The 26,769-nt window shown below is 63.8% G+C and carries 19 protein-coding genes and 1 pseudogene; 7 read left to right on the top strand and 13 right to left on the bottom strand.

Annotated features, from left to right (window positions below):
- Positions 1–99 precede the first annotated feature (99 nt).
- A complete protein-coding gene (locus tag V5F23_RS12430; protein ID WP_212803739.1) occupies positions 100–558 on the bottom strand; it encodes a metallophosphoesterase family protein in 459 nt (152 codons plus the stop codon).
- A gap of 92 nt (positions 559–650) precedes the next feature.
- Here V5F23_RS12430 and V5F23_RS12425 point away from each other — a divergent pair, with 92 nt between their 5' ends.
- The 3 genes from V5F23_RS12425 to V5F23_RS12415 all read left to right on the top strand — a co-directional run bounded on the left by V5F23_RS12425 (position 651) and on the right by V5F23_RS12415 (position 6,350).
- Positions 651–2,219, top strand: a complete 1,569-nt coding sequence (locus V5F23_RS12425) for a sensor domain-containing diguanylate cyclase (protein ID WP_047738044.1) — start codon at positions 651–653, stop codon at positions 2,217–2,219.
- Between the two features lie 119 nt (positions 2,220–2,338).
- Complete coding sequence (locus V5F23_RS12420) at positions 2,339–4,339, top strand: U32 family peptidase (RefSeq protein ID WP_212803738.1); 2,001 nt, start codon at positions 2,339–2,341, stop codon at positions 4,337–4,339.
- A gap of 271 nt (positions 4,340–4,610) precedes the next feature.
- Entirely contained in the window at positions 4,611–6,350 is a 1,740-nt protein-coding gene (locus V5F23_RS12415) for a dipeptidase (RefSeq protein WP_212803737.1), read from the top strand.
- 63 nt (positions 6,351–6,413) lie between these two features.
- On the opposite strand, the gene V5F23_RS12410 is transcribed toward V5F23_RS12415, so the two are convergent.
- Complete coding sequence (locus V5F23_RS12410) at positions 6,414–6,641, bottom strand: DUF3079 domain-containing protein (protein WP_212803736.1); 228 nt, start codon at positions 6,639–6,641, stop codon at positions 6,414–6,416.
- A 187-nt stretch (positions 6,642–6,828) separates the two neighbouring features.
- Between V5F23_RS12410 and V5F23_RS12405 the strand changes: the two genes are divergently transcribed.
- The 4 genes from V5F23_RS12405 to V5F23_RS12390 are packed head-to-tail and all read left to right on the top strand — an operon-like array spanning position 6,829 to position 9,949.
- The gene (locus V5F23_RS12405; protein WP_212803735.1) at positions 6,829–7,359 is read left to right on the top strand and encodes an iron transporter; all 531 of its coding nucleotides are present in this window, start codon (positions 6,829–6,831) and stop codon (positions 7,357–7,359) included.
- 2 nt (positions 7,360–7,361) lie between these two features.
- Positions 7,362–7,724 (top strand): cupredoxin domain-containing protein, encoded by a 363-nt coding sequence (locus tag V5F23_RS12400; protein ID WP_042728376.1) that lies wholly within the window; start codon positions 7,362–7,364, stop codon positions 7,722–7,724.
- 21 nt (positions 7,725–7,745) lie between these two features.
- Complete coding sequence (locus tag V5F23_RS12395; protein WP_338498581.1) at positions 7,746–8,600, top strand: FTR1 family protein; 855 nt, start codon at positions 7,746–7,748, stop codon at positions 8,598–8,600.
- Positions 8,588–9,949 carry a 4Fe-4S binding protein gene (locus tag V5F23_RS12390; protein ID WP_042728374.1) on the top strand — a complete coding sequence of 454 codons (1,362 nt, stop codon included), beginning with the start codon at positions 8,588–8,590 and terminating at the stop codon, positions 9,947–9,949. Before V5F23_RS12395 ends, V5F23_RS12390 begins: the two co-directional genes overlap by 13 nt.
- A 174-nt stretch (positions 9,950–10,123) precedes the next feature.
- On the opposite strand, the gene V5F23_RS12385 is transcribed toward V5F23_RS12390, so the two are convergent.
- The 11 genes and pseudogenes from V5F23_RS12385 to V5F23_RS12335 form a co-directional block, all read right to left on the bottom strand.
- Positions 10,124–11,743: a methyl-accepting chemotaxis protein gene (locus tag V5F23_RS12385; RefSeq protein ID WP_042728373.1), complete on the bottom strand. Its 1,620-nt coding sequence runs from the start codon at positions 11,741–11,743 to the stop codon at positions 10,124–10,126.
- Positions 11,744–11,854: 111 nt separating this feature from the next.
- Positions 11,855–12,550 (bottom strand): anaerobic ribonucleoside-triphosphate reductase activating protein, encoded by a 696-nt coding sequence (locus V5F23_RS12380; RefSeq protein ID WP_042728372.1) that lies wholly within the window; start codon positions 12,548–12,550, stop codon positions 11,855–11,857.
- Positions 12,547–14,769, bottom strand: a pseudogene (locus V5F23_RS12375) (ribonucleoside triphosphate reductase). The gene V5F23_RS12380 and the pseudogene V5F23_RS12375 overlap by 4 nt, the downstream one beginning before the upstream one ends.
- A gap of 279 nt (positions 14,770–15,048) precedes the next feature.
- Positions 15,049–16,041, bottom strand: coding sequence for a GTP 3',8-cyclase MoaA (gene moaA / locus V5F23_RS12370; protein WP_042728369.1), 993 nt, complete (start codon positions 16,039–16,041; stop codon positions 15,049–15,051).
- Positions 16,042–16,065: 24 nt separating this feature from the next.
- Entirely contained in the window at positions 16,066–17,028 is a 963-nt protein-coding gene (locus V5F23_RS12365) for a peptidylprolyl isomerase (RefSeq protein ID WP_338498576.1), read from the bottom strand.
- Positions 17,029–17,038: 10 nt separating this feature from the next.
- On the bottom strand, positions 17,039–17,719 hold the full coding sequence (gene narI, locus V5F23_RS12360; protein WP_042732202.1) for a respiratory nitrate reductase subunit gamma: 681 nt from the start codon (positions 17,717–17,719) through the stop codon (positions 17,039–17,041).
- Positions 17,712–18,467 carry a nitrate reductase molybdenum cofactor assembly chaperone gene (narJ, locus tag V5F23_RS12355; RefSeq protein ID WP_047738027.1) on the bottom strand — a complete coding sequence of 252 codons (756 nt, stop codon included), beginning with the start codon at positions 18,465–18,467 and terminating at the stop codon, positions 17,712–17,714. Before narJ ends, narI begins: the two co-directional genes overlap by 8 nt.
- Positions 18,468–18,469: 2 nt before the next feature.
- Complete coding sequence (gene narH / locus V5F23_RS12350; RefSeq protein WP_042732204.1) at positions 18,470–20,008, bottom strand: nitrate reductase subunit beta; 1,539 nt, start codon at positions 20,006–20,008, stop codon at positions 18,470–18,472.
- A gap of 10 nt (positions 20,009–20,018) precedes the next feature.
- On the bottom strand, positions 20,019–23,786 hold the full coding sequence (locus tag V5F23_RS12345; protein WP_047738026.1) for a nitrate reductase subunit alpha: 3,768 nt from the start codon (positions 23,784–23,786) through the stop codon (positions 20,019–20,021).
- 66 nt (positions 23,787–23,852) lie between these two features.
- The gene (locus V5F23_RS12340; protein WP_042729947.1) at positions 23,853–25,250 is read right to left on the bottom strand and encodes a NarK family nitrate/nitrite MFS transporter; all 1,398 of its coding nucleotides are present in this window, start codon (positions 25,248–25,250) and stop codon (positions 23,853–23,855) included.
- The gene (locus V5F23_RS12335; RefSeq protein WP_047738023.1) at positions 25,228–26,529 is read right to left on the bottom strand and encodes a nitrate/nitrite transporter; all 1,302 of its coding nucleotides are present in this window, start codon (positions 26,527–26,529) and stop codon (positions 25,228–25,230) included. Before V5F23_RS12335 ends, V5F23_RS12340 begins: the two co-directional genes overlap by 23 nt.
- Positions 26,530–26,769: the final 240 nt, after the last annotated feature.

The following is a 26,769-nucleotide window of genomic DNA, read 5'->3' as shown; positions in this document are numbered from 1 at the left end:
GGCTGCACATGGGCGTGGACGGCGCATTGCCGGGCAAGCTCCCGCGCTTCGGCATAACCTGGATCCATGGGCCGCCATCAAGCCTCTGCCGATACCGCGCTATTCCAGCAGCGGAACAATCCGCGGCTCGATCCCGCTGGCGCAGACCTCCAGCAACGCCAATGTCACCGGCAGCTTGAAACGCCGTCGGCCGGCACTGCCGGGGTTCAGATACAGCCGTTCGCCGTGCCAGTCGATGCCCGGCTGGTGGGAGTGGCCGGTGATCACCAGCTTCACGCTCGGGTCGAGGGGCGTCGGCACATCGGCAATATCGTGAACCAACAGCCCCGCCCAAACCTCCAGATCCAATTGCAGGCAATCAGCCAGATGAGCGGCCCAATCGGCCGCCAGGTCGTTATTCCCCCGCACCACCTGCAACGGCGCAATGGCCGCCAGTTGGTCCAGAATGTGCGGGCTGCCGATGTCGCCGGCGTGGATGATCCGTTCGCAGCCCTGCAACGCGGCTATCGCCTCGGGGCGGAGCAGCCCATGGGTATCGGAGATGACGCCAACTTTCATCCTGGCTCCCTTACAACGATTATTGTTCCGAATTCGAATAAGATAGGCTTCCAATAATAAATGCGCAGCCCGTCGTAAAAAGGAAAATGTTGATGCTCGGACGCAAACGGCCAGAGCCAGAGGTAGACAACTCTGACGAAGCCTTCTCGCCCCAGGCTGCACGGGCTGGAGCCGCGCTGCGGCTCACCGTGAGTTTCATGCTGGTGGTGGTCGTGGCGTTCCTGGCCGTTGAAGGCTGGCGGACGTGGCGTGATTATCGCGCCGCCTTTGCCGCCGCCCACGACTCGGTGACGAACCTGGCACGGGCTACGGCGCAGCATGCCGAAGACACCATCCGACAAGTGGATGTGGTGACCGCCGCGCTGAGTGAGCGGGTCGAAGGTGACGGGCTGCAGAACATCGACATCCCGCGCATCCACAAGCTGCTGGTCCAGCAATCCGCCATCATGCCGCAGTTGCACGGGCTGTTCATCTACGGCCCCGATGGCCAATGGCTGGTGACGGACAAGGAAGTGATCCCGGAAATGCCGAACAACGCCGACCGGGACTACTTCCAGTACCACCGCACCCACGAAGACCGCAACGTGAGAATCGGCGAGGTGATCAGGAGCCGCTCCACCAACGACCTGATCATCCCCATCTCCCGACGCCTGAACAACCCCGACGGCTCCTTCGCCGGCGTGCTGCTGGGCACCGTCAAGGTCAGCTACTTCGTCGACTACTACGGCGATTTCAAGATCGACGACAAGGGCGCGCTCGTCCTGGCCACACGCAGCGGGACCATCCTGGTACGCCGGCCCTTCTTCGCCTCGGTGGTCGGCAAGAGCCTGGTCAACAGTGTGATCTTCAAGAACTTCCTGCCCACCTCGAACCAGGGCGTGGCCGAGGCCAGGGCCGTGATCGATGACACCGAGCGGCTATACGGCTACCGGGCCCTGACCACCTATCCGCTGGTGGTGGAGGCCGGCCTGTCCCGGGAGTCGATCATCGCGCCGTGGCGTCGCGACCTGTTCAAGACCGGCCTCGTGCTGATTTTCCTGATCGCGATACTCGTCGGCTTCGGGCTCATCGTGCTGAGCCAGTTGCGCTATCGGATGAGCATGGAGAAGCAGATCCGCAGCGCTCACCAGACCATGCGCGACATGGCGCTGACCGACAGCCTGACCGGCCTGGGCAACCGCCGGCGCCTGGACAGCGCCCTGGCCGAGGCGCTTCGCCTGGCCAAGCGCCAGGGCTCGTCGTTGGCGATGATCATGCTCGATGTCGACTACTTCAAGCGTTTCAACGACAAGTACGGCCACGCCGCCGGGGACGATTGCCTGCGTGCGATTGCCGTGGCGGTCCAGAAAACCATCAAGCGCCCGGGGGACCTGGCCGTGCGGTACGGTGGCGAAGAGTTGACCGTCCTGTTGCCCAACACCGACAACGCCGGGGCGGCCCAGGTCGCCCAGGCCATCCTGGAGGGCATCCGGGCGCTGGGCATCGAACACGGCGACCATCCACTGGGGCTGGTCACCGCCAGCGCGGGTGTGGCCACCTGCCAGCCAGCCATCGAGGACGTCACGCCGGCGATGCTGATCAAGGCCGCCGACGCCTTCCTGTACCTGGCCAAGAACACCGGCCGCAACCGCTGGTGCAGTGCGGCCACGGTACCCGCCTGATCGCCCGCGCCGCGCCGTGCATCGGTCCGCGCGCGGCAATCCGAAGTCCGCAGGTGCCGGCAAGGCGCCTGGCGGCTACAATGCTCGCTTCGACCGTGACCAGCCTGACTATAAAACCCATGTCCTTGCCCAAACATCATCTGGAATTGCTCAGCCCCGCCCGCGACGTGACCATCGCCCGCGAGGCCATCCTGCATGGCGCCGACGCCGTGTACATCGGTGGCCCGAGCTTCGGCGCCCGACACAACGCCTGCAACGAAGTGAGCGATATCGCCCGGCTGGTGGAGTTCGCCCATCGCTACCACGCCCGGGTGTTCACCACGATCAACACCATCTTGCACGACAACGAGCTGGAGCCGGCCCGCCAGTTGATCCACCAACTGTACGACGCCGGTGTCGATGCGCTGATCGTCCAGGACCTGGGGGTGATGGAGCTGGACATCCCGCCGATCGAGCTGCACGCCAGCACCCAGACCGACATTCGTACCCTGGCACGGGCGAAGTTCCTCGACCAGGCCGGTTTCTCGCAGCTGGTGTTGGCCCGTGAGCTGAACTTGCAGGAAATCCGCGCCATCGCCGACGAGACCGACGCGGCCATCGAATTTTTCATCCACGGCGCCCTGTGCGTGGCCTTTTCCGGCCAGTGCAACATTTCTCACGCCCAGAACGGTCGCAGCGCCAACCGCGGCGACTGCTCCCAGGCCTGCCGCCTGCCCTACACCCTCAAGGATGACCAGGGCCGGGTGGTCGCCTACGAAAAACACCTGCTGTCGATGAAGGACAACAACCAGAGCGCCAACATTCGCGCGCTGGTGGAAGCCGGCGTGCGCTCGTTCAAGATCGAAGGGCGCTACAAGGATGCCGGCTATGTGAAAAACATCACCGCCTACTATCGCCAGCGCCTGGACGACGTCCTCGAAGACCGCCCCGACCTGGCCCGCGCCTCCAGCGGCCGCACCGCGCACTTCTTCGTGCCCGACCCGGAAAAGACCTTCCACCGGGGCAGCACCGACTATTTCGTCAGCGAGCGCAAGATCGACATCGGCGCCTTCGACTCGCCGACCTTCACCGGCGTGCCGGTGGGCGTGGTGGAAAAAGTCGGCAAGCGCGACATGCAGGTCGTGACCTTCGACCCACTGTCCAACGGCGATGGTCTCAACGTGCTGGTCAAGCGTGAAGTCGTGGGCTTTCGGGCCAACATCGCCGAGCCCAAGGGTGAGTTCGAAGAGGACGGCCAGAAGCGCTACCGCTACCGTGTCGAGCCCAACGAAATGCCAGCGGGCCTGTATCAACTGCGCCCCAACCATCCGTTGAGCCGTAACCTGGACCACAACTGGCAGCAAGCGCTGCTCAAGACCTCCTCCGAGCGCCGGATCGGCCTGGCCTGGGTCGCCCGCCTGCGCGAAGAGGGCCTAGAGCTGACCGCCACCAGCGAGGAAGGCATCAGCACCCAGGTGGCCCTGGACGGACCGTTCGGCGTGGCCAACAAGCCGGAGCAGGCCCTGGAGCAACTGCACGACCTGCTTGGCCAGTTGGGAACCACCGACTACCACGCCACGTCGATCAAGCTGGACGCGCCCCAAGCGTTCTTCATTCCCAACTCGCAGCTCAAGGCATTGCGCCGTGAAGCCATCGAGGCGTTGACCGCTGCCCGCGTCGCGGCTCACCCCCGTGGCGGCCGCAAGGCCGAGACCAACCCACCGCCGGTGTACCCGGAATCGCACCTGTCGTTCCTGGCCAACGTCTATAACCAGAAGGCCCGCGACTTCTATCACCGCCACGGCGTCAAACTGATCGACGCGGCCTTCGAGGCTCACGAAGAAACCGGTGAAGTGCCGGTGATGATCACCAAGCACTGCCTGCGCTTCTCGTTCAACCTGTGCCCCAAGCAAGCCAAGGGCGTCACCGGCGTGCGCACCAAGGTGGCTCCGATGCAACTGATCCACGGGGATGAAGTGCTGACCTTGAAGTTCGACTGCAAGCCCTGCGAAATGCACGTGGTGGGCAAGATCAAGGGCCACATCCTTGACCTGCCATTGCCAGGCAGCACCGCAGAGCCAGTGGTCGGCTACATCAGCCCTGAGGATTTGCTCAAGACCATTCCTCGCGCCCCGCATTAAGTAATGCCGCAATGGCCTGTGGGAGCGGGCTTGCTCGCGAAAGCGGTGTCTCTGTCACACAGATGTCGAATGTGCCGCCGCCTTCGCGGGTAAGCCCGCTCCCACATGGGCTGCCTACCCTTGTTTTTCATTTCTGCGCCGTTTTTGCCTGAGTGTGCGACAAATCCCACCTCATAGACTCCCCGCCCGCTGACCTGCAGTGTTACGTTGCGTAGTTGTTTCGCCAATGAAACATCTTCCTTCAACTCCCTGCAAAGGAATGCCCCCAGCAATGGACTTTTCGTTCAAGCACCTGGCCGTGACCACCCTGATGCTGTCCAGCCTCGCCGCGATCACCACCCCTGCCTTCGCCAATATCACTGCGCAACAGAGCGCTGCCATCGTCAAGACCTTCTCCGACAGCTCGGTCACCGACTTCCGTCAATTCCTGGCAACCGTCGGCAAGAGCGACGCGGCAAAAACCGCCGGCCTCGCCCCGGCCATCGACGGCTTCCTCGGCAACAAAACCCTGACAGCCGAACAACAGAACGAAATCCATCGCCTGCTGGGTATCTACGCGCGGGTGAAATATGGCGCCGCGGCCACCGAAACCCTGAAAGAGCTGGTGGCGATCCCGACCTACCGCAAGGAAGGCGTGGCCCAGCACGAGAACCCCGAGTTCCTCAAGATCGCCGAGAAGATCAAAAGCCTTGCCCAGTCCTTCAACCTGAACTTTCGCAACGTCGACAATCGCGTCTACGAGATTTCCCTCGAAGGCAGCGGCGACGAGGTCGTGGGCATCCACGCCCATGCTGACGTCGTGCCGGTGACGCCGGAAAACTGGGTGTTGAAAGATGGCACCCGGCTCGATCCGTTCAAGGTGACCCTGGTGGGCGACCGCATGTACGGTCGCGGCACCGAAGACGACAAGAACGGCATCGTGGTGGCGCTGTATGCGATGAAAGTCATCAAGGAAGAAAACCTGCCGCTGGCGCGCCATTTCAAGCTGCTGGTGGACACCACCGAGGAAACCACCGGCGACGCAATTCCTTATTACTTCGAGCACAACCCAACGCCCAACTACAACCTGGCGCTGGATGGCGGCTACCCCGTGGTGATTGCCGAGAAAGGCTACGGCACCGTCATGGCAAACTTCGCCCGACGCGAGGCTCAGGGCAAGGGCGCGCAGATCACCGCATTGACCGGCGGCCTGGCGACCAACCAGATCCCGTCGACGTCGGTGGCCACCTTCGTCACCGACCAACCCGCCGAATTGGCAGCCAGCCTGCTCAAGGCCGGCACCGAGTACGCCAAGGGCAATGGTGGCAACTTCGAGGTGACCAGCCAGGTCGTCGGCAAGGATGTGCAGTTGACCTTCACCGGCGTTTCCGCGCATTCCTCCGAGCCCGAATCAGGCGTCAACCCGGTCGCGCGGATGCTGGGCTTCATCAACAGCCTAGACGGCAAGGTCGCGCTCAAGCACAACCACATCACCGATGCGGCCCGCTACGCCGCCGACAACTGGGGCCTGGACTACCTGGGCAAGCAACTGGGCATCGGTTTCTCCGACGCGTTCATGGGCCCGCTGACGGCGTCGCTGACCTATGTCGGGATGGACGACAAGACCTTCAAGCTGGCGGTCAACCTGCGGGTGCCGGTGGGCAAATCCACCGAGGCGCTCAAGAGCGAGATCGCCGGCAAGCTGACCGACTGGAGCAAGCGGACCCATGTCGCGGTGGCCTTCGACTATTCCATCGACGAGCCGATGTACCGCAACCCTGAAGGCGAATGGGTCAAGGCGTTGCTGGCGGTGGCCAGTGAAAACCTTGGCATGGAACACAAGTACGGCACGTCCGCCGGCGCCACCTCGGTCCATGACCTGCCCAACGGCGTGCAATTCGGGCTGGCGATGCCGGACGTCAAGTACACCGGTCACAACGACAACGAGTTCAAGACGGTCGAGCAATTCCTGCTGGATTTGCAGATCGTGACCGAGATGATGGGCCGGGTTGGCCAGCTGCCGAAGCTATAACCGGAAGTCAGGCCTGCGGGCCTTGTGGCGAGGGGATTTATCCCCTCGCCACAAGGGGCCAGCTCATTTCTCCGGGTGCTTTGCAAACTCATCCACGGTTTTGTCGGTGATGTCAGTCAGTTCCACCCCCCAATCCCCATGCAGGTACCAATCCTCGCCGATCATCTCGGCCGGGTGCATGGTGCGGTCGGCGCCGTTGCCACAGGCCAGGGCCGTTGCCGCGCAGTAACGGTCGCAGCCCCAGCAGATGCGCTCCGGGTGCTTGGGACTGAGGGGAAAGGGCTTGGCCATGGGGACCCCGCGGACAGATGGGTGTACCTGCACCCTAGCGCCTCGGGCCCGGACCGACCTTGATTTCGATCAATAAGCGCCCGGGCATCCGCTTCGCACAATCACGCTGAAAATTGACAATAATCATTATTATTCGCAGCAAAGCTTCCTAGACTCGCTCATCTCTTACGCCGTCCAGGAAGTCACTATGCGTACCCTCGCCCCGCTGTCCCTCGCCTTGCTGTTTCTCGCACCGTTGGCCCAGGCCAAGGAATACCCCATCGGCGAACCGCAACTGTGTCCGGGGCTGGAAGTCGGTGCGGTCTACCTGCAACCGATTGAAATGGCCCCCGCCGGGATGATGCGCGCGACCGTCGATTCCGACGTCCACCTGGAGGCCGACATCCGCGCCACGGCGGACAATCACCAAGGCTTCCAGGAAGGCAGTTTCGTGCCCTACCTCAACGTATCGTTCCAGTTGAAGAAACAAGGCAACGACACCGAACTCAAGGGTGATTTCCATGCCATGGTCGCCAATGACGGGCCGCACTATGGCGACAACGTCAAGCTGCTCGGCCCCGGCAAGTACCAGCTGACTTTCACCGTCCTGCCGCCGGGCGGCCATGGGTCCCTCGGCCGCCACACCGACAAGGAAACCGGTGTCGCCCCGTGGTTCGAGCGCTGTGAATTGCACTACGAATTCGTCTACGCCGGGATCGGTAAAAAAGGCGGGTACTGAAGATGGATCGTCCATGCCGCGGACGGCTACTCACCCGCCGTCGACATTTGGCCGGGTGGCTGCTGGCGGGCCTGATGCTGCCGTCGATCGCCCATGCCGAGTTGCCCACCTACGAGCTGAGCATGCGTGACGGCCATTTCACCCCGCCAGTGCTGCAAGTGCCGGCCGGACAGCGCTTCAAGATCGTGTTGAAGAACGTGGGCCAGGGCCCGGCGGAATTCGAGAGCACGCCGCTGCGGGTGGAAAAAGTGCTGTCGCCGGGCGTCACTACCTTCGTGGTGATCCATCCCCTGCGGCCGGGGCACTATCCGTTTTTCGACGAGTTCAATCCGCAACTGCCCGAGGGCGGGATTCTCGCCCAGTAGTCGCCCGCAGGAGACACGTGCATGACTCAATCGATGTTTATTGTCTGGCGCGAAAGCGTCGAGGCGTTGCTGGTGATCGGCATTCTCCAGGCCTGGGTCAGCCAGCAACGCCAGGCCAGGTCGTTACTGCGCTACGTGTGGGGCGGCGCCGGGCTGGGCCTGCTGCTGTCCGGTGTGCTGGCCGGGCTGATCATGCTGGCGGGCGAAGCCATGAGCGGCGCGGCCAACGAATGGTTCCAGGCGGCCCTGGCGTTGCTCGCCAGCGGGCTGATCGTGCAGATGGTCGGTTGGATGCATCGCCATGGGCCGATGCTCAAGCGTGACCTCACGCGCCACGCCGACCAACGCCTGGGGCGCCAGGGTGGGCTGGGGTTGCTGATGCTGGCGTTGCTGGCGGTCAGCCGCGAGGGCAGCGAAACGGTGGTGTTCCTGTATGGCGCCGGCGCCCGCCTGCAAGGGCCGTCGCTGGGCCTGTTCGCCGTTGGCGCAGTGGCGGGCCTGGCGCTGGCGCTGCTGACCGTCTCGTTGTTGCACGGCAGCCGCCGGTTCATTTCATGGTCGAGGTTCTTTGCCATCAGCGAAGCGATTCTGTTGCTGCTGGGCGCGGCGCTGCTGGTCAGCGGCATCGAGCGCGTGGGCGGGCAATTGCTCGCAATGGACTGGCCCGAGGCGGTGTATCGCGGCATTGGCGACGCGCTCTGGGACAGCAGTGCGCTGCTGGACGACGGGCACGGCCTGGGTGGCTTCCTCGCTGATTTTACCGGCTACCGGGCCAGCCCCAGCGCGCTGACCTTGTTGGCGTGGCTGGGTTACTGGGGCCTCGTCGCCGGTTGGTTGCGGCCACGCAAAGCGGACGGCCTTCCATGCCCGACGTAAACCCCTGGCTCCAGCGCCTCGGCGACGGCATGCGGCGCCATGGGGCAACGATTCGCGCAGTGCAATGGGCAGTGGTGCTGTTCTACGCGGTGTTGCTGGTGGTGCCCGCCTTCTCGCCCTTGCCCGGCAGCCAGGCGCGCCTGTTCGATAACCTCACGCTGGTGGCGCAGTTCCTGTTCTGGGGGCTGTGGTGGCCGTTTGTGTTGTTGTCGATCGTGCTGTTCGGCCGGCTCTGGTGCGGCGTGCTGTGCCCCGAGGGAGCCTTGAGCGAATGGGCCAGTCAGTACGGCAAGGGCCTGGGCACGCCACGGGCGTTGCGCTGGGCCGGCTGGCCGACCCTGGCGTTCTGCCTGACCACGGTCTACGGGCAACTGATCAGCGTCTATGATTACGCCCAGGCGGCGCTGTTGATTCTCGGCGGCTCGACCGTCGCGGCGGTGATCGTCGGGCTGCTGTTTGCCCGAAGCAAGCGCGTGTGGTGCCGCTATCTGTGCCCGGTCAGTGGCGTCTTCGCCCTGCTCGCGCGCCTGGCACCGCTGCATTTCCAGGTGAACGAGCAACGCTGGCTGGAGAACCCAGCGCCGCGCCGTCCGCCGCCCAATTGCGCACCACTGCTGGACATCCGCCGCCTGCGCGGCGCCGCCGATTGCCATGCCTGTGGGCGTTGCAGCGGCCAACGCGACGCGGTGCGCCTGATTGCCCGCTCCAGCAACGAGGAAATCCTCCACTCAACGGCCGACACGCTCTCGCCATGGGAACCACGCCTGTTGTTGTTCGGCGTCATCGGCCTGGCGATGGGCGCCTTCCAGTGGACCGTCAGTCCCTGGTTCATAGCCCTCAAGCAACACTTGGCCGAATGGCTGGTCAGCCATGATCTGACCTGGCCACTGCGGGACAACGCGCCCTGGTGGCTGCTGACCCACTACCCTCAACTCAACGACAGCTTCAGTTGGCTCGACGGCTTCTGCATCGTCGCGTACCTGGGCATGAGTGCGCTGGTGATCGGCACGTCGCTGACGCTGTTGATGCGCCTGGCCGCGTGGTTCTCGGGGGATTCCGCACAATATTGGCCCCTGGCCATCACCCTGACGCCTCTCGGTGGTGCAGGCCTGTTCCTCGGTCTGTCGGCCACCACGGTGAAGCTGCTGCGCTATGAAGGGCTGTTGCTCGAATGGGTGCAGCCGGCGCGGGCCGCGCTTTTACTGGCGGCGATCGCCTGGAGCCTGTGGCTGGGTTGCAAACGCCTGGAATCGACGCCCTCACCTCGACGATGGCCCGCCATGACCTGCCTGGCATTGGCCAGCGGGTTGGTGGGCTATGGCTGGTGGTTGCAGTTTTGGGGGTGGTGATACAAACCCTGTGGGAGCGGGCTTGCTCGCGAATGCAGTGTGTCAGTGGTGCATAGGCAACTGAGAGACCGCTTTCGCGGGCAAGCCCGCTCCCACAGGGTGTCCGCAGTGTGTCGGTGATGCATAGGTCACTGAAAGCATGCTCCCACCGAGGGGCCGTAATGCCCCACCCTGCTACACCTTGAAGCGCGCCACCGTCTGATGCAGTGAGCCGGCCATCTGGGCCAGGTCCTGGCCTGCGCTGTCGGTGTGCCGGGCGCCGAGCAGCACCTGCTCGGACAGGTTGCGGATGCCCACCAGGTTGCGGTCCACCTCGCGGGCCACCAGGGCCTGCTGTTCCGTGGCGCTGGCGATCATCAGGTTGCGCTCGTTGATCTGCGAGATCGAGCGAGCGATTTCATCCAGGGCCTCGCCGGAACGTTGGGCCACTTGCAGCGTGGTCTGCACCAGCTCGCTGTTGTGTTGCATGGCCGTCACCGCGTGCCCGCTGTCCTCGCGGATATTGCCGATCATGTCCTCGATTTCCCGGGTTGAATCCTGGGTACGATGGGCCAGCGCCCGGACCTCGTCGGCCACCACGGCAAAGCCGCGGCCGGCATCCCCGGCCCGAGCCGCTTCAATGGCGGCGTTCAGTGCCAGCAGGTTGGTCTGCTCGGCCACGTTGCGGATCACGTCCAGCACCGAACTGATGTCCTGGACCCGCCCGGCCAGTTGCTGGATCCGCCCGGAGGTGTCCGTCACGCCGTCCGCCAGCGCAGTGATGGAGGCGACCGTTTCCTGGACTTGCTCGCGGCCGCGCTGGGCGGTGCGCTCCGACACCCGCGAAGCTTCGCTGGTGCTCACCGCGTTGCGCGCCACCTCGTCCACGGCGGCGGTCATCTGGTTCACCGCCGCCGCGGCCTGTTCGATTTCCTGGCCCTGCAACTGCAAGGTGCTGTTGGTCTGGCTGCTCACGGCACTCAACTCTTCCGAGGAACTGGCCACCCGGTCCACCGACGCCGCGATGTGCCGGACCATGCTGTTGAGGCTCTGTTGCATGTCGTGCATGTGGTTCATCACGCTGTCGTTGGCGCCGACGCCCACCGGCACCCGGATCGTCAGGTCGCCCTGGGCGATGTGGCTCAGCACCCGCGCCGCATCGTCGGGCTCCCCGCCCAAGGGCCGCGTCACGCTGCGGGTCACCAGGATCGCGACACTGGCGACCACCGCCAAACACGCCAGAACCAACGCCAGCATGTTGCGCCGCGCGTCGCTGTAGCGCGCCTGGGCCTGGCGTTCGCGCTCGACAAAGACCTTGCCCTGCATCGCCATGATCCCTTCGAGGCTCTTGTACACCTCCTGCTCCGCCGGGATCACGCCTTGCTTGAGTTGCTTCATCGCCTCATCCGTCGCGCCCTGGCGGATCAACGCCTGCACCTGGACGAATGCGGCGACGTAGGCCTCGCGGCGCTTCTTCAACTGCGCGTATGCCGCCTGGCCTTCGGGCTGGTCGAACAACGGTTCGAGGGTGGCAAAGGCCTGGGTGATGCGTTGCCGGGTGGCGTCGATGGACTGCTGGACTTGCCCATTGTCCTTGTCGATCAACAAGTCACGGGTGTTCCTGGCGTTATCGCGCACACCGGTGGCGATGACCATGATCGGGTCGATCTTCGGCCAATCCTGTCGCACGATCTGCTCGGACTGGTCGCGCAGCATCGCCAGGTCGTTCAAGGCGTACAGCGCCAGGGCGATCAAGGCCAATGGCGCGATGGCAAAGCCGATCACGATGCGTTGGGCGGTGGTGAGTCTGGTCATGTCAAATGCTCCCTGTTCAACTACCTGCCGGCTGGCAGCGCATTTGAAAACCAAAAAAAGGAATGGCCCGGTGGTTCCGGGCCGCGGTGAATCGTGCCCTGCAGCGGTCGGTCAACTGCGCAACACGAACGAGGGGAACAATTCGCGCATGGCGGCCCACAGGTCGGGTTGCAAGCCTTGTGCCGAGACGCTGGAAAGATGAGGGTCGAGCATCCGCGCAGTGCGTACCAGCTGCACGGCAAAGCGCCTGACGCCACGTTCGCTCAGGCGCCGGGCCAGGGTCAGCAGCCGCTCGGGATCGAACAGGTGCCAATGCACCGTGGTGCGACATTCGTAATCCACGCCGCTTTCGAGCAAGTGGTCGAGGCTGCGCCAGTTGGCGCTGCCGCTGCCTTCCACCCGGGTCACGTCCAGGGCATCCTCGGGCAGGGCCTTGATGTCGAACCCCACCCAGTCGGCTTGCCCGACCACCTTGGCAAAGGCCGCCGGCTTGATGCCGGCACTGTGCAAGCCGATGCGAAACCCCATCTGCCGAACTTCGTCCATGGCCGAGGCGAGGCCGTCCTGCAAGGTCGGTTCGCCGCCGCTGAACACCACGGCGTCGAGCAGGTCCTGGCGGCGTTGCAGGAACGCCAGCACGCGGCACCAATCCACTTCCTCGCTGCCACGAGGCGGGATCAGTTGCGGGTTATGGCAATAACGACAACGCCAGGCGCAGCCCTGGCAGAACAGCACGCACGCCAGTTGGCCCGGGTAATCGAGGGTGGTCAGGGGCACCATGCCCCCGACCCGCAGCACTCGACTCATGGACGCCCGGCCGCGCGTTCGGTGAAGTGCACCCGCTCGCGATGCTCGGACTGCTTGCCGGGGTTGAACGCCGCCACCGGACGGTGATAGCCCATCACTCGGGTCCAGACTTCACAACGTTGACGTTGCGCTTGCGCGACAGGGGTCTGTGGGGCCGTGCTCGATGCATTCATGGTAAAGCTCCTTGCGGTCGATGGATCGGATCAGTGGACGCTGCCGGCCTGTTGCTGTTGCAGCAGCAAGGCCTCGTCGCATTTGGGACAGAACTCGTGTTCGCCGGCCAGGTAACCGTGGACCGGGCAGATGGAAAAGGTCGGCGTGATGGTCAGGTACGGCAGGCGGAAGCGCCCGAGCGCCTTGCGCACCAGTTGCTTGCAGGCCTGCGTGGAGGAGATCTGCTCGGCCATGTACAGGTGCAACACGGTGCCGCCGGTGTATTTGCACTGCAGTTCGTCTTGCAGTTCGAGGGCCTCGAACGGGTCGTCGGTGAACCCCACCGGCAGTTGCGAAGAGTTGGTGTAGTACGGCGCCACCGGGCTGCCGGCCTGCAGGATGTCGGGGTAGCGCTTGAGGTCTTCCTTGGCGAAACGGTACGTGGTGCCTTCGGCAGGCGTGGCCTCCAGGTTGTAGAGGTGGCCGGTTTCCTCCTGGAAGCGCAGCAGCGTCGCACGCACGTGGTCCAGCAGCCTCAGGGCGAAGGCCCGGCCCTGTTCGGTGTGCAGGCCCTGCTGGTCATCGGTGAAGTTGCGCAGCATTTCGTGCAGGCCGTTCACGCCGATGGTGGAGAAGTGGTTGCGCAAGGTGCCCAGGTAACGCTTGGTGTAGGGGTACAGGCCGGCGTCCATGTGGTGCTGGATGACCTTGCGCTTGACCTCCAGGCTTTCCTTCGCCAGCTCCATCAGGGCATCGAGGCGTTGCAGCAAGGCACTGGTGTCGCCCTTGTACAGGTAGCCCAGGCGGGCGCAGTTGATCGTCACCACCCCAAGCGAGCCGGTCTGCTCCGCCGAACCGAACAGGCCGCCACCGCGCTTGAGCAGCTCGCGCACGTCCAGTTGCAAGCGGCAGCACATCGACCGCACCTGGTTGGGTTGCATGTCCGAGTTGAGGAAGTTCTGGAAGTACGGCAAGCCGTAGCGTGCGGTCATCTCGAACAGGCGGTCGGCGTTTTCGCTGTCCCACGGGAAGTCATGGGTGATGTTGTAGGTCGGGATCGGGAACGTGAACACCCGCCCTTTCGCGTCGCCGGCCTGCATCACTTCGATGTAGGCGCGGTTGAGCAACTCCATCTCCGCTTGCAGGTCGCCATAGGCGAACGGCATCTCTTCACCGCCGATGATCGGGATCTGCTCGCGCAGATCTTGTGGGCAGACCCAGTCGAAGGTCAGGTTGGTGAACGGCGTCTGCGTGCCCCAGCGCGACGGCACGTTAAGGTTGTAGATGAATTCCTGCAACGACTGGCGGACCTCATCGTAGCTGAGGTTGTCCTTGCGCACGTAGGGTGCCAGGTAGGTGTCGAACGAGCTGAACGCCTGGGCGCCGGCCCATTCGTTCTGCAAGGTGCCGAGGAAATTCACCATCTGCCCCAGGGCGCTGCTCAGGTGCTTGGGCGGCCCGGCCTCGACCCGCCCCGGCACGCCGTTGAGGCCATCGTGCAGCAGCGTGCGCAAGGACCATCCGGCACAGTAGCCGGCGAGCATGTCCAGGTCGTGGATGTGCAGGTCGGCCTCGCGGTGCGCCTGGCCGATGGCTTGTCTGTAGACCTCGTCGAGCCAGTAGTTGGCGGTGACCTTGCCCGACACATTGAGGATCAGCCCGCCGAGGGAATAGCCCTGGTTGGCGTTGGCCTGCACGCGCCAGTCTTCGCGGTCGAGGTATTCGTTCATCGACGTGGCGACTTCCACCAGCGTGCGGCGATCCCGGCGCAGGCGACCATGCTGCTCGCGATAGACGATGTAGGCGCGCATGGAGAGGAAGAACCCGGCGTCCATGAGCACCCGCTCGACCCGGTCCTGGATCTGCTCGACACTCAGTCGCGTTTGCCCTTCCAGACGCGCCAGCACCGCCTCCAGCAACCCTTCGGCTTGCGCCTCGGCGTACTCGCCGGTGGCCTTGCCGGCGGCGATCAAGGCCTGGCGGATCTTGTCCGCGTCAAAGGCCACCACGCTGCCGTCGCGCTTGTGCAGGCGGTTGCACCCTACTGAGATCAATGTGCTTTGCATTTGGGCTCCAGACACTACATATAGGCTTTTTTAATTCATAAACCACAATATGCAGTGAAGGGTACGGGTGAAAGGTGGGTTTGCAATTGATTGATGTCAAGAATCGGGAGAAGGCCTGAAGAACAATTTTGGGGCCTTGCGATGAGGGTGAATCAGTGTGCGAGGCAGTGGATGTACCGGCCCCTTCGCGGGCAAGCCCGCTCCCACAGGTACTTCACTGAAGATCCCGTGTGGGAGCGGGCTCGCCCGCGAAGGCGATGGCACAAGCGACGAGTATCCTCACCCCCCACTCATGTTCATGAACCGCACGACCTGCACCTCGCCACCGGGGTTGAAGTCGTGGCGCTGGGGTTTGCCGCGCAAGGCGTGTTGCACCGCCTGGATCAGCGGCAGGTCTTGCAGCGGATAGCGTCGTAGCAGGCCGCGCAGGTCAAGGGAGTCCTCCTGCCCCAGGCACAGCAGCAAGCGCCCTTCGACCGTCAGGCGCACGCGGTTGCAACTGGCGCAGAAGTTATGGGTGTTTGGCGAGATGAAGCCGATCCGGGTGTCCGGATGCCGCTCCAGGCGCACATAACGCGCCGGCCCGCCGCTGCTTTCGGCGCTGTCGAGCAAGCGATGCCGGCTGGCGATCGCGGCCCGCACCTCGTCGCTGGAACAGAACGACTCGCCCCGGGAACGCCCCACCTCCCCCAACGGCATTTCCTCGATGAAGCTGATGTCGATGCGTTGGTCGATGGCGTACTGCACCAACGCAGGCACCTCGTCGAAATTGCGCCCCTTCATCACCACGCAGTTGAGCTTGACCCGCTCGAAGCCCGCCGATTTCGCCGCTTCAATCCCGGCCAGCACCTGGTCGAGGTTGCCGTTGCGGGTGATCGCCCGAAACCGCTCCCCGTCCAGGCTGTCGAGGCTGATATTCATGCGCTTGACGCCAGCATCGACCAACGGCCGGGCCAGTCGCCCCAGCTGCGAGCCGTTGCTGGTCATCACCAGCTCACGCAGGCCGGGCAAGGCCGCGATATCGCGGCACAGCCCGACGATTCCCGGACGGATCAGCGGCTCGCCACCAGTCAGGCGAATCTTCTTCACCCCCAGCCCCACGAACAGCCGCGCCAAGCGCTGCAACTCCTCCAGGGTCAACACCTGCTGACGGGGCAGGAACGTCATGTTTTTCGCCATGCAATACACACAGCGAAAATCACAACGATCGGTCACCGACATCCGCAGATAATCGATCTGGCGTCCAAACCCGTCCTGCAACACGGCGTTCATGGTTATCCCCTGGTTGACCCGGTGCTACTGCACCAGCGGCGAATCGGCACCCTGCAGACGAATACCGCGGATGTCCGCCGCACCGATCAGGGTCTGCAGGTATTGCACCAGCGCTTTTTGCCAGACGCCTTGCTGCAACTGGGTACGGATCGCCGTCGCCACCGCCTCGTACGGCAGCGGCTGGCCGTCGATGCGCTGGTCGACACTGATCACGTGCCAGCCATAGCGACTTTCCAGCGGCTTGCTACACAGCCCCGCCGGCAAGGCAAACAGCTGGCGCTCCAGCTCAGGCACCGTCTGGCCCTTGCTGGTCTGCCCCAGCGACCCACCCTGCTCCTTGGACGGACAGGCCGAGTACTTCTGGGCCAGCTCGGCAAAGCTGCCTGGGAACTGATCCAAGCGTTCCAGCAGCAGCTCGGCCTGGACGTGGGCGAGGCTGCGAGCCTCGGCATCGTCCGGCGCGCATTCGAGCAGGATGTGCCGCACCGCCAGCAACGGGGCGCTATGAAAGCGCGCCCGATTGCTGTCGTAATAGCGCAGGCAGGTGGCCTCGTCACAATGCGGCACCTGCACCTCCTGTTCGAGCAACAGCCGCGTCGCCGCTTCCTCTTCGTTTTCACCGGCACCAACCTGCAGGGACAGGCCCAGCTCGGCGATGCGCTGCTGCAGCAACTCACGGATCACCAAGGCCCGCGCCGCCTGGTAGAGCGCCTCTTCGCGGCTGTCCGCCGGGTGATACTGCAGCTCCTGGGCCATCGCCTGCGGGGTGATCGACACCCCGTTGACGCTGATGATCGGCCATTCCTGTTCACTGCTGGCGATCAACTCGGCCGGAGCCTCGTCCACCGCCACCGGCGCCGCCTGGGCCGGTGCGTACTGCACCGGTTCGACCTCGGCCACCGAGGCCGTCATCGGCGCGGCCTTTGCCGAAGAACCGCAGCCGCCGCTGCCGCCGTTACCGCCACCACATCCGCATCCACTGGCCATGATCGCCTCCTCAGAACTTCTGCCGAACGATTTGATAACGACGTCCCAGGTACCAGACCGGCGCACTGATGATGTGCACCAGACGGGTGAACGGGAACAGCACGAACAGGGTCAGGCCCAGCACCACATGGAGCTTGTAGACCAGGCTCACCGGCGCGATGGAGGTCGCGGCTTCCACCGGACGCAACAGCACGGTGTTCTGTGCCCAGTCCGCCAGCATCACCATTACCGAACCGTCCATATGGCCGGTGGAAGCGACGATGGTCAGCAAGCCCAGCACCAGTTGCACCAGCAGTACCACCAACACCAGGATGTCCGAGGTGTTGGACGTGGCACGCACCCGTGGATCGGTCAGGCGGCGGTTGAGCAGCATCAGCAAGCCGATCAGGCCCAGCACGCCGAAGAAGCCACCGGAAACCATCGCCAGCAACTGCTTGTGCTCGGTGCTCAGCACATGGTGGTAGATCGCGGCCGGCGTCAGCAGGCCGACGAAATGCCCGGCCAGCACGAACAGCACGCCGACGTGGAACAGGTTGCTGGCCACGCGCATGCCGCTCTTGTTCAGCATCTGGCTGGAACCGGCCTTCCAGGTGTACTGGGACAGGTCGAACCGTGCCCAGCTACCGATCAGGCAGATCGCCAAGGCGACATACGGATAGACCCCGAACAACAACAGATCCCATTTAGACATTGCCCACCTCCCCGGCCGGCGCAACGGCCTGCCCTTCATGCTGAAAATCCACCCAGTGCAACGGCACCGCACTTTCTTCTCTGGCCTTGCCCGGCGCGCTGGGCAGCGAACCGCAACGGTCCTGCTGCTCGGCCTTCAGGAAGTCCACCGCCTCTTCCTCCCAGATCCGGTCCAGGGCTTCGAGGGAGTCATCCCTCGGCTCGGCCTTGACCTGCTCACGCAGTTCGGCCACCGCGCCCTGGGGCTCGGCCCCGGCGATTTGCAACAAGGCCCGGAAGCAACTGGCATAGGCGCTTTCACGCTCCTCCAGGCGCGCCGCGAGCAAGGCCAGCAAGTGCGCGACATCGGCCAGCCCCTCGCGGGCCTCGAGGTCCTCGCGGGTGGAGAGGTATTCCAGGTACAGCGGGATATAATCCGGCAGCTCCTTGACGCCGATGGCGAAACCGGCCTCTTCGTACTGGGCCATCATGTCCACCATGGCCTGGCCCCGGTCGCGGGACTCGCCATGGACATGCTCGAACAGCAGCAACGACAGCGACCGACCGCGGCCGAACAGCGCGCCGTAGTGCTCCTGGCCGTCCATCAGGTCCTTGGCGCAGATCACTTCCAGCAGCTCGAACAGACCGGCGCGCTGGTTGGGACTGATTTCCCGCGCCTGGAGAATTGCTTCCTCCAGCTCGTCGCGACCGGCCACCAGGGTCTCGGTCGGGTAGTCGAGCAACAACGAAATCACCTTGAGAATGCGCATGGTCAGTCCTCCCACAACTGCACGGTCTTGATCACGTCGCGACGGTTGGCCTTCTTGCCGCCGAACATGTTGGTGTCGGAACTGCCGCTGCAACCGCTGCCGAAACTGAAACCGCAACCGGAGCGTTCGGCGAACGCGTCGCTCATCGCGTCTTCACGGTGGGCACTTGGCACGACGAAACGGTCTTCGTAGTTGGCGATGGCCAGGTAGCGGTACATCTCTTCCACCTGGTTCACGCTCAAATCGACATCGGCCAGCACTTTCAGGTCTTTCACGCCGTCCACCTGCTCGGAACGCTTGTAGGCACGCATCGCCAACAGACGCTTGAGGGCCAGCTTGACCGGCTTCTCATCGCCAGCGGTCAGCAGGTTGGCCAGGTAACGCAGCGGGATGCGTAGGCTGTCGACGTCCGGGATCACCCCGTTCATGCCGACGGTACCGGCCGCGGCGGCGTTCTGGATCGGCGACAGCGGCGGCACGTACCAGACCATTGGCAGGGTGCGGTATTCAGGGTGCAACGGCAGCGCGAGTTTCCAGTCCACGGCCATCTTGTACACCGGCGAACGTTGCGCCGAGTCGATCACCGACTGTGGCACGCCATCGGCCAGGGCCTGGCGGATCACCGCCGGGTCGTTCGGGTCGAGGAAAATTTCCAGCTGTTTCTCGTACAGGTCCTGCTCGTTGGCGGTGCTGGCCACTTCGCTGATGCGGTCGGCGTCATACAGCAGCACGCCCAGGTAGCGGATCCGTCCCACGCAGGTTTCAGCGCAGACAGTCGGCATGCCGGCTTCGATGCGCGGGTAGCAGAAAATGCATTTTTCCGACTTGCCGCTCTTCCAGTTGAAGTAAATCTTCTTGTACGGGCAGCCGCTGATGCACATGCGCCAGCCGCGGCATTTCTCCTGGTCGATCAGGACGATGCCGTCCTCTTCGCGCTTGTAGATCGCCCCGCTCGGGCAGGACGCCGCGCACGCCGGGTTCAGGCAGTGCTCGCACAGGCGCGGCAGGTACATCATGAAGGTGTTTTCGTACTCGCCGTAGATGTCCGCCTGGATCTTGTCGAAGTTCTTGTCCTTGCGCCGCTTGGCGAATTCGGTACCGAGAATTTCTTCCCAGTTCGGGCCCCACTCGATCTTCTCCATGCGTTTGCCGGACACCACCGAACGCGGCCGCGCAACAGGCTGGTGCTCGCCCAGCGGAGCGGTGTGCAGGTGCTGGTAGTCGAAGTCGAACGGTTCGTAGTAGTCGTCCAGGCTCGGCAGGTCCGGGTTGGCGAAGATGTTCGCCAACACGCGGAACTTGCCGCCGATGCGTGGGTTGATCGAGCCGTCGGCGTTACGGATCCAGCCGCCCTTCCACTTGTCCTGGTTTTCCCATTCCTTGGGGTAGCCGATCCCGGGTTTGGTCTCGACGTTGTTGAACCAGGCGTATTCCATGCCTTCGCGGCTGGTCCAGACGTTCTTGCAGGTGATCGAACAGGTGTGGCAACCGATGCACTTGTCCAGGTTCAGGACCATGCCGATCTGTGAACGAATTTTCATTTCAATCTCCTCAATCCAGCTCAGTCGGCAGGGGACGCGGCAGGTCATCGCCGCTGGAACCGTCGAGCCAGTCGACCTTGGCCATCTTGCGCACCACGACGAATTCATCGCGGTTGCAACCGACCGTGCCGTAATAGTTGAAGCCGTAGGCCTGCTGGGCGTAGCCACCGATCATGTGGGTGGGCTTGAGCACCACGCGGGTCACCGAGTTGTGGTGGCCGCCGCGGGTCTTGGTGGTTTCCGAGCCGGGCACGTTCACGATCCGTTCCTGGGCGTGGTACATCATCACCATGCCCTCCTTGACCCGCTGGCTGACCACCGCGCGGGCGGTCAGCGCGCCGTTGGCGTTGAAGCACTCGACCCAGTCGTTGTCCTCGATGCCGGCGCGCCGGGCGTCGATCTCGGAGAGCCAGATGATCGGGCCGCCACGGCTCAAGGTGAGCATCAGCAGGTTGTCGGTGTAGGTGCTGTGGATGCCCCATTTCTGGTGCGGGGTGATCCAGTTCAGGACGATCTCGGTCTCGCCGTTGCTGCGCTTGCCCTTGACCACGTCGATGGTGCGGGTGTTGACCGGTGGCCGGTAGCTCATCAGTTGCTCGCCGAACGCCTGCATCCAAGGGTGATCCTGGTAGAACTGCTGGCGGCCGGTGATGGTGCGCCATGGGATCGACTCATGGACGTTGGTGTAGCCGGCGTTGTAGCTGACGTGATCGTCTTCCAGGCCGGACCAGGTCGGGCTTGAAATGATCTTGCGCGGCTGGGCCTGGATGTCACGGAAGCGAATGGCCTCGTGTTCCTTGGGCACGGCCAGGTGGCTGTGGTCGATGCCGGTGAACTCCGACAAGGCCGCCCAGGCCTTGACCGCCACGTGGCCATTGGTTTCCGGGGCCAGGGACAGGATCACTTCGGCGGCGTCAATCGCGCTGTCGATTTTTGGCCGGCCCTGGCTGATGCCAGCTTCGACCTCGTGGTGGTTCAGTTCGCCAAGGAATTTCACCTCGGCCTCGGTGTTCCAGTTGATGCCCTTGCCGCCGTTGCCGAGCTTCTCGAGCATCGGGCCCAGGGAAGTGAACTGCTTGTAGATGTTGGGGTAGTCGCGCTCCACCACTTGCAGGTTCGGTGCGTTCTTGCCCGGTTGTGGCGCCTCGCCGGCGGTTTTCCAGTCGGTGCCGCCAAACGGCTGGGCCAGTTCGCCGACGCTGTCGTGCATCAGCGGTACGGTGACCAGGTCTTTTTCCACGCCCAGGTGGCCGACCGCCATGGCCGAGAACGCCTTGGCGATGCCCTTGTAGATTTCCCAGTCCGAACGCGATTCCCACGCAGGATCGATGGCCGCCGACAGTGGGTGGATGAACGGGTGCATGTCGGAGGTGTTCATGTCGTCTTTTTCGTACCAGGTGGCGGTCGGCAAGACGATGTCCGAATACACGCAGGTCGAGGACATGCGGAAGTCCAGGGTGGTCACCAGGTCGAGCTTGCCGATGGCGCCTTCGTCGACCCATTCGGCCTCGGTCGGCTTGCAGTCACCGACCTGGCCGATGTCTTCGTTCATCACGCCGTTCTTGGTACCCAGCAGGTACTTGAGCATGTACTCATGGCCCTTGCCCGAGGAGCCCAGCAGGTTGGAGCGCCAGATGAACATGTTGCGCGGGAAGTTCACCGGGTTGTCGGGTTGCTCGCAGGCGAAGCGCAGCGAACCGTCCTGCCAGGACTTGACCACGTAGTCCTTGGGTTCCAGGCCCGCGGCCGCGGCATCGCGGCAGATGTGCAGCGGGTTGGTGTTGAGTTGTGGCGCGCTGGGCAGCCACCCGGCCCGTTCGGCGCGGATGTTGTAATCCAGGGCGTGTTCGGGGAACTGCGACTTGTCGGCCAATGGCGAGAGCACATCGTGCATGCTCATTTTCTCGTGGCGCCATTGGGAGCTGTGGCCGTAGAAGAAGCTGGTGCCGTTCATCTGCCGCGAAGGACGGTTCCAGTCCAGGCCGAAAGCCAGGGGCAGCCAGCCGCACTGCGGACGGAGTTTTTCCTGGCCAACGTAGTGGGCCCAGCCACCGCCGGTCTGGCCGATGCAACCGCAGAGCATGAGCATGTTGATCAGCCCGCGGTAGTTCATGTCCATGTGGTACCAGTGGTTCATCGCCGCCCCGACGATGATCATCGAGCGTCCACGGGTCTTGTCGGCGTTGTCGGCGAACTCGCGGGCGATCTGGATCGCCTTCTCGCGGCTCACGCCAGTGATCTGCTCCTGCCAGGCCGGGGTGCCGGGCACCGAGGCGTCGTCGTAGTCCTTGGCAACGTTGGCGCCGCCCAGGCCACGGTCGATGGCCAGGTTGGCCGCCGACAGGTCGAACACGGTGGCCACTTTCGCCACACTGCCGTCGGCCAGCACCACGCTGTGCACCGGCACCCGGCGGAACTGCACCGCGTCACCGGCCACGTGCTGGAAGTGCTCCTGGGTTTCACCGGCAAAGTACGGGAACGCCACTTCGGCGACGTCGCCGCCGATCAGGCTCAACTTGAGGTCGATCTCACGCCCTTGGCCGCCTTCGCGCGGCAGGATGTTCCACTTGCCCTTCTCGCCCCAGCGATAGCCGATGGCGCCTTGGGGCGACACCAGCTCGCCGGCCGCATCCAGGGCGATGGTTTTCCACTCGGGGTTGTTGTCCTGGCCGAGGTTGTCGGTCAGGTCGCTGGCGCGCAGGAAGCGATCGGGCTGGTAACCCGATCCCGGAGCGGCGCCGAGCATCGGCTTGAGCATCACCAGCACCGGCAAGTCGGTGTAGCGCTTGGCGTAGTCGGTGAAATAGGCGCTCGGCTTGTCCAGGTGAAACTCTTTGAAGATCACATGGTTAAAGGCTTGGGCCAGCGCGGCGTCGGTGCCCTGCTTGGGGTTGAGCCACAGGTCGGTGAGCTTGGCGACTTCCGAATAGTCCGGGGTGATCGCCACGGTCTTGGTGCCCTTGTAGCGCACCTCGGTAAAGAAGTGTGCGTCGGGGGTGCGGGTCTGCGGGACGTTGGAGCCCCAGGCAATGATGTAGTTGGAGTTGTACCAGTCGGCCGATTCCGGCACGTCGGTCTGCTCGCCCCAGACCATCGGCGAGGCAGGCGGCAAGTCGCAGTACCAGTCATAGAAGCTCAGGCACACGCCACCGATCAGCGACAGGTAACGCGAGCCGGCGGCGTAGCTGACCATCGACATCGCCGGGATCGGCGAGAAGCCCACGACCCGGTCCGGGCCATGTTGCTTGATGGTGTAGACGTTAGCGGCGGCGATGATCTCGTTGACTTCCTCCCAGTTGGAACGGATGAAGCCCCCCATGCCGCGCTTGCTCTTGTAGGAGTCGGCCTTGGCCTTGTTCTCGACGATGCTGGCCCAGGCTTCCACCGGCGGCAGGGTCTGCCGAGCCTGGCGCCACAGCTTGAGCAGCGGCTTGCGGATCTTCGGGTACTTGAGGCGGTTGGCGCTGTAGATGTACCAGCTGTAGCTCGCCCCACGCGGGCAGCCGCGCGGCTCATGGTTGGGCAGGTCGTTGCGGGTGCGCGGGTAGTCGGTCTGCTGGGTTTCCCAGGTGATCAGGCCGTTCTTGACGTAGATTTTCCACGAGCACGAACCGGTGCAGTTCACCCCGTGGGTAGAACGCACGATCTTGTCGTACTGCCAGCGGGAACGGTAGACGTTCTCCCAGTCCCGAGACTCCTTGCGGGTCTCGCCGTGCCCCTCGGAAAACTCGCCTTGCTTGCGGTTGAAGAACCGCAGTTGATCCAGTAAATGACTCACAGTGTCTTTCCTCTCAGGCTTGCTCCGCGGGGTCTGCGCCCCGCCCACGCAACAGTTGAATTCGTCTTAGCAGGGGGTCGCGGCACCCTTGCGCGCGTACCACCACCAGGTCACCACGATGCAGCTCAGGTAGAAGCCGACGAACATGTAGAAGGCCATCTCCGGGCCGCCGGTCAGGGCCATCGAAGTGCCGAAGGACTTGGGAATGAAGAACGCACCGAAGGCGCCCATGGCCGAGCTGAAACCGAGCACCGCTGCCGACTCCTTGCCAGCGTCCTTGAGCGCCTGCTCACGCAGCTCGGGCTTTTTGCCCAGGGCGGCCTTTTCGTGCAGGGTGCGGAAGATCACCGGGATCATGCGGAAGGTGGAGCCGTTGCCCACGCCGGTGGTGATGAACAGCAGCATGAACATCCCCAGGAAGCCGTAGAAGCTGCCGCCCTGGCCGCCTTGTGGCAGGAAGTGCATGACGCCGAACACCATCACGATCATCAGCACGAAGTTCCACAGGGTCACCTTCGCGCCCCCGAGTTTGTCGGCCAGCCAGCCACCCAGCGGCCGCACCAGCGCGCCCACCAATGGGCCCAGGAAAGCGAACTTCAGGGCGATGACGTCCGGGAACGAGGTCTTGATCAGCAGTGGGAACGCGGCGGAGAAACCGATGAACGAACCGAAGGTGGCCAGGTACAGCCAGCACATCAGCCAGTTGTGCTTGCGCTTGAAGATCACCGCCTGCTCGCTGAACGAGGCACGGGCGCTGGACAGGTCGTTCATGCCGAACCAGGCGATCACGGTCACGGCGAGGATGAACGGCACCCAGATGAAACCGGCGTTCTGCAACCACAGCGAGCTGCCATCGGCCAGCACCTGCGGCTGGCCGCCGAGGAAGCCGAACACGCCGAAGGAAATCACCAGCGGCACGCTGAACTGCATCACCGACACACCCAGGTTGCCCAACCCGGCGTTCAGGCCCAGGGCAGTGCCCTGCTGGGACTTGGGGTAGAAGAAGCTGATGTTGGACATGCTCGAGGCGAAGTTGCCGCCGCCGAAACCGCAGAGCAAGGCGATCAGCACGAACACGTTGTAGGGTGTGCTCGGATCCTGCACGGCGAAGCCCATCCACAGCGCGGGCACCAGCAGCGAGGCCGTGCTCAGCGCGGTCCAGCGGCGACCGCCGAAGATCGGCACCATGAACGAGTAGAACACCCGCAAGGTTGCCCCCGACAGCCCCGGCAAGGCGGCCAGCCAGAACAACTGGTCGGTGCTGAAGCTGAAGCCGATGGCGTTCAGGCGCACGATCACCGTGCTCCAGACCATCCACACCGCGAAGGCGAGCAACAGCGCCGGGATCGAGATCCACAGGTTGCGCCGAGCGGTCTGTTTGCCGCTGCGCCCCCAGAATGCAGGGTCTTCCGGGCGCCAGTCATGAATGACCGGGCCTTTGTCAGGCGTTTGCAGAACGGACATGTTCTTCTCCTTGGGCAATGCTGGAAAACGGGGGTTGGCTGGCGGCGGGCGACTTGCCCAGCAGCGGGCGCTTGCGGATTTCGCAGACGTACATCCAGATCAGCGAGACCCAGACCACGCCGTACAGCAACATGAAGCAGGACGAGCGCACGCCGGTGAGGTCCACCAGGGCACCAAACAGGATCGGCAGCACGAACCCGCCCAGGCCGCCGGCCAGGCCGACGATGCCGGACACCGCGCCCATGTTGGTCGGGTAGTCGTTGGCGATGTACTTGAAGACCGAGGCCTTGCCGAACGCGAAGGCGATGCCCATCACGAACAGCAGCACGGTGAACAGCGTGGCGTTGAGGCCGATGTGGAAATCGACGATGCCGTTGACGGTCTGTACTTGCAGTTGTGTCTGCGGGTACGACAGCAGGAACAGGCAGATCCAGCTGACCCACAGCACCCACCAGGTCACGCTCTGGGCGCCCCAGCGGTCCGACATCCAGCCGCCGACGGCCCGCAGCACGCCGCCGGGCAGGGAGAAGCAGGCCGCCAGCAGTGCCGCGCTTTGCAGGCTGAAGCCGTACTCCTGCACGTAGTACTTGGTCATCCACAGGGCCAGGGCCACGTAGCCGCCGAACACGATTGAGTAGTACTGGCAGTAGCGCCACACGGCGGGCTCTTTCAATGCCTTGAGTTGCTCGCGCAGGCTTGTGCTACTGACGCTGCGGTGCTCCTTTTTCTCGGCGGTGAGGAACCAGAACAGCAGCGCGGTGATGAACAGGATGGCGCTGAACACCTTGGGCACCAGGTGCCAGGTGCCCAGGGCGATCAGCGCCGGGGCCAGGAACTTGGTGAGCGCGGACCCGGCGTTGCCGGCACCGAACACGCCCATGGCGAAACCTTGGTTCTGTTTGTCGAACCATTTGGCGACGTAGGCGATGCCGACCGAAAACGAACCGCCGGCCAGGCCGACGAACAGGCCCAGTACCAGGAATTGCCAGAACTGGGTCGCCAGAGTGATCAGGTACAGCGGCAGCACGCAGGACAGCATCAACAAGAAGAACACGATGCGTCCGCCGAAACGGTCGGTCAGCAGCCCCAAGGGCAACCGCACCAGGGAACCGGTCAACACCGGCGTGGCGGCCAGCAGGCCGAATTGGGTCTCGTTGAGGGTGAGCATTTCCTTGATCGGAACGCCCAGCACGGCAAACATCATCCAGACCATGAAGCACACGGTGAAGGCCAAGGTACTCATCCCTAGTACCAGCCCTTGTTGCACTTGCGCTCGCATCGCGATGCACTCCCGTCATTTCGTTGAGCGCAGCCTAGTGATGCGAACCCGGTAAAAACTTGACGTGGATCAAAGAGCTTCCTGGGGGTACTGGCCTATCCTTGGCCGGCCTACCTCCAAGGAGGTAGACCTGGATATTGCTGGAACCCTTTGTTTATCAATATCTTGAACAGATTGGCCGGGATTTTTATGGAAGCGCAGCGGCCGACAACTCTTTAGAGGTAGTGCACCCAGGATCGG

This window comes from Pseudomonas sp. WP18 (assembly GCF_036689585.1).
In the GTDB taxonomy this organism is placed as follows: Bacteria; Pseudomonadota; Gammaproteobacteria; order Pseudomonadales; family Pseudomonadaceae; genus Aquipseudomonas; species Aquipseudomonas chlororaphis_E.
This window is presented reverse-complemented; position numbering and strand designations above follow the sequence as displayed.

Bases quoted from the DNA above. Each gene is read 5' to 3' on its own strand.
- V5F23_RS12430 (WP_212803739.1), bottom strand. From the start codon at position 558: ATGAAAGTTGGCGTCATCTCCGATACCCATGGGCTGCTCCGCCCCGAG.
- V5F23_RS12425 (WP_047738044.1), top strand. From the start codon at position 651: ATGCTCGGACGCAAACGGCCAGAGCCAGAGGTAGACAACTCTGACGAA.
- V5F23_RS12420 (WP_212803738.1), top strand. From the start codon at position 2,339: ATGTCCTTGCCCAAACATCATCTGGAATTGCTCAGCCCCGCCCGCGAC.
- V5F23_RS12415 (WP_212803737.1), top strand. From the start codon at position 4,611: ATGGACTTTTCGTTCAAGCACCTGGCCGTGACCACCCTGATGCTGTCC.
- V5F23_RS12410 (WP_212803736.1), bottom strand. From the start codon at position 6,641: ATGGCCAAGCCCTTTCCCCTCAGTCCCAAGCACCCGGAGCGCATCTGC.
- V5F23_RS12405 (WP_212803735.1), top strand. From the start codon at position 6,829: ATGCGTACCCTCGCCCCGCTGTCCCTCGCCTTGCTGTTTCTCGCACCG.
- V5F23_RS12400 (WP_042728376.1), top strand. From the start codon at position 7,362: ATGGATCGTCCATGCCGCGGACGGCTACTCACCCGCCGTCGACATTTG.
- V5F23_RS12395 (WP_338498581.1), top strand. From the start codon at position 7,746: ATGACTCAATCGATGTTTATTGTCTGGCGCGAAAGCGTCGAGGCGTTG.
- V5F23_RS12390 (WP_042728374.1), top strand. From the start codon at position 8,588: ATGCCCGACGTAAACCCCTGGCTCCAGCGCCTCGGCGACGGCATGCGG.
- V5F23_RS12385 (WP_042728373.1), bottom strand. From the start codon at position 11,743: ATGACCAGACTCACCACCGCCCAACGCATCGTGATCGGCTTTGCCATC.
- V5F23_RS12380 (WP_042728372.1), bottom strand. From the start codon at position 12,550: ATGAGTCGAGTGCTGCGGGTCGGGGGCATGGTGCCCCTGACCACCCTC.
- moaA (WP_042728369.1), bottom strand. From the start codon at position 16,041: ATGAACGCCGTGTTGCAGGACGGGTTTGGACGCCAGATCGATTATCTG.
- V5F23_RS12365 (WP_338498576.1), bottom strand. From the start codon at position 17,028: ATGGCCAGTGGATGCGGATGTGGTGGCGGTAACGGCGGCAGCGGCGGC.
- narI (WP_042732202.1), bottom strand. From the start codon at position 17,719: ATGTCTAAATGGGATCTGTTGTTGTTCGGGGTCTATCCGTATGTCGCC.
- narJ (WP_047738027.1), bottom strand. From the start codon at position 18,467: ATGCGCATTCTCAAGGTGATTTCGTTGTTGCTCGACTACCCGACCGAG.
- narH (WP_042732204.1), bottom strand. From the start codon at position 20,008: ATGAAAATTCGTTCACAGATCGGCATGGTCCTGAACCTGGACAAGTGC.
- V5F23_RS12340 (WP_042729947.1), bottom strand. From the start codon at position 25,250: ATGTCCGTTCTGCAAACGCCTGACAAAGGCCCGGTCATTCATGACTGG.
- V5F23_RS12335 (WP_047738023.1), bottom strand. From the start codon at position 26,529: ATGCGAGCGCAAGTGCAACAAGGGCTGGTACTAGGGATGAGTACCTTG.